This window comes from Bacillus sp. UNC125MFCrub1.1 (assembly GCF_000701305.1).
GTDB lineage: Bacteria > Bacillota > Bacilli > Bacillales > Bacillaceae > Bacillus > Bacillus altitudinis.
On record NZ_JNIG01000002.1, the window covers coordinates 1 to 2468 of the forward strand.

A 2468-nucleotide genomic window follows, 5' to 3' on the forward strand; every position below is an offset into this window, starting at 1 on the left:
AAAAAAATGCTTGCGGATACCGCAAACAAAAAATAATTTTCATCTATCATATCGATAAAAAAAGCGAGATGAAAATCTCATGCTCGCTTTGAAAGGATCCATTGAAACAAACGATAATTCCTGTATTACCAAGGATGTGTATGACTATAAGTATAAATTGGCTTAACACCTTTTTTATAAGACTGCTTATTAGTCCACATTTTCACAGTTATTTTCATACCTTTAGTATTATAAGAGGTCTTCGTCCTAATATACTGTCCAGCTGCCGGAGATGGATAACCTCCAACAACATTCAAACTTTTTAATGTATAAGTTCCAGCTATTCCATAGGAAGCTAACTTTAAAACTATACCATAAGGGCTTCGTTTAGATGCTAAATTAAATGCAAAAGCAGCACCAGTAATCATAAAATGCTTAGCAATAGCTTCCTTTTTAGAAATTGTATGTGTTCTTGTTTCAGCAGGAGGATATTTGTAAAATGTCCGTACTCTTTTAACCTGGTTATATTTTCCTCCAAGACTAGCTTTAACTTCTACATATTGTGGACCAATCAACTCAGTTTTAGGCTTCAATCTCAAAATATAAGTACCTTTTGTTTTTTTCAAAGTTGCTGTTACAGAACTCTTCTTGTTATCATTAAGACGCCAATAAGACCTAATAGTATAAGTAGTTATAATTTGAGGTGTTTTCTTGACTGTATAATTAATCTTAAGATTCTTACCCTCCTTTTTAACATAATTGATATTAATATAATCATCAATTAATCCATTCCTAGAAGCACCTTCAGCAACATTTGAAGTACTGAATGGTATTAATAAAACTAAACACATGAAACACAAAAGAATTTTTTTCATCATTTTTCCACCTTTACCAATTGATAGTTTAATGATAAATAAGGATAGTAGAATAAACAATACATTTTTATGAAATAATAAGGAGATAAAACATGCTAAAAACACAAAAAATCCTTTCAATAATCGGATTTCTCTTCATATTCCTACACATAATATATATAGGAGGTTACTCAAGTCATATTTTTTTTAAATATACATTAATAATTGGTTTAATATTGCTAACTATTGATTTATTAATATATATATATCTACACTTAAAAAAGAAAAAAGCAGACTAATGTCTGCTTTTTTAATTAATTATGTAATTTTTAATACCAACATGCCAATGAGCCATAACTTCAAATGTCTCATTCGCAACCTCATCATCATCTTCTTCAATTCTGACAAGATCCCCGTCCTCAGCATCCGTCAAATTGAGTTCCTTGTGGATCTCCTTCAAGATCCCCCCGTAACCGATTAAACGCCTTGCACTTAATGCATCATCCAAGTAATAGACCGTATCCAAATTCTCCTCGGTCACTTCATTCCCACGTATCACATCCGTATCCTTGACTGGATACTTAGAAATTTCAAGAATCGCTTTTTGTTCTTCTATTGCTTCGCGCACTTCTTTTTCAATGGCTTCCGCATCGATCCCCTTTTTTCCTTTGACACGCTGCACATGCACAATCGGTGTGTAATCCAATTTCATTGCCTTCTTCCAAAAGCTTGTCCACTCTGCTTGCTTAATATAACTTTTACCAAAGTAATTTCTCTTTACAGGGATAAGCACATGAAAATGTGGGTGATATGTATTTTCTTTATGATTTTTTGTTATCTCTAAAGCTCTAAAAAAACCAAGTGTCCCAGTTTTCACTTTCTTATATTGAAACAGCTTTCTATAACCTTGCATCATATCTGTAATTGTTTGTCTCAATTGATCCCCTTCAACATTTTTAACTGTTAACGTGAGGAATATCCATGCAGGCTTATATTTCCTGTTTGCTTCTTCCACAATCAACTTATTGTGATAAGCAATTTTTAAAGACCTTCGCCATGCACACATAGGGCACAACCTCACTTTACAAAAATAAGCTTGATATAATTTAAGTCTGCCTGTTTCTTTTTCTCTTTTAAACGTAAGACATTCGGCACAATTAGATATCTTCTCTGCCTTTTTTCCGTAGTAAGGCGCACCGATACGCTTTTCAAGCCCTTCATAATGAAATGACATTAGTGAAGATCGCATCTTTTTTCCTTTCCAATCCCGCTTTTTACCTGTTGCGGTTTTGTCCTGAAGGATGCTATAATTCGATTCAGATGAATATGTCAAAATAAAAACTCCTTCTGAAGCTAGTCCTCTAGCACTCTATTATTTTTGTTGTGGTGACTTAATAATAGCAGATGGAGTTTTTACCTGTCAAAATGCCTTTGAACCATTGATATCACTGTATTTATTCTATTTTTTCGAAATGACAGTGTTTCTATATGTATCAAGATAAGAAAAGACACGATTCTGACTCCGTCAAAATCGCCCAAAAAGCTGGCGGAATCGCCATCTTTTTAAAAACCAAAACCTCAAAACCTAAAAAACCAAAGAATAAACCAAATTTCCCCGCAGGGGGAGATTTTTTT

At 33.3% G+C, this 2468-nt stretch carries 2 protein-coding genes; both read right to left on the bottom strand.

The window, feature by feature from the left end; all coding sequences use genetic code 11:
- Positions 1 to 125: 125 nt before the first annotated feature.
- Positions 126 to 854 carry a hypothetical protein gene (locus N521_RS00115; RefSeq protein WP_035389161.1) on the bottom strand — a complete coding sequence of 243 codons (729 nt, stop codon included), beginning with the start codon at positions 852 to 854 and terminating at the stop codon, positions 126 to 128.
- A gap of 289 nt (positions 855 to 1143) precedes the next feature.
- Positions 1144 to 2166, bottom strand: a complete 1023-nt coding sequence (locus N521_RS00125; protein ID WP_035389165.1) for a protein rep — start codon at positions 2164 to 2166, stop codon at positions 1144 to 1146.
- Positions 2167 to 2468: the final 302 nt, after the last annotated feature.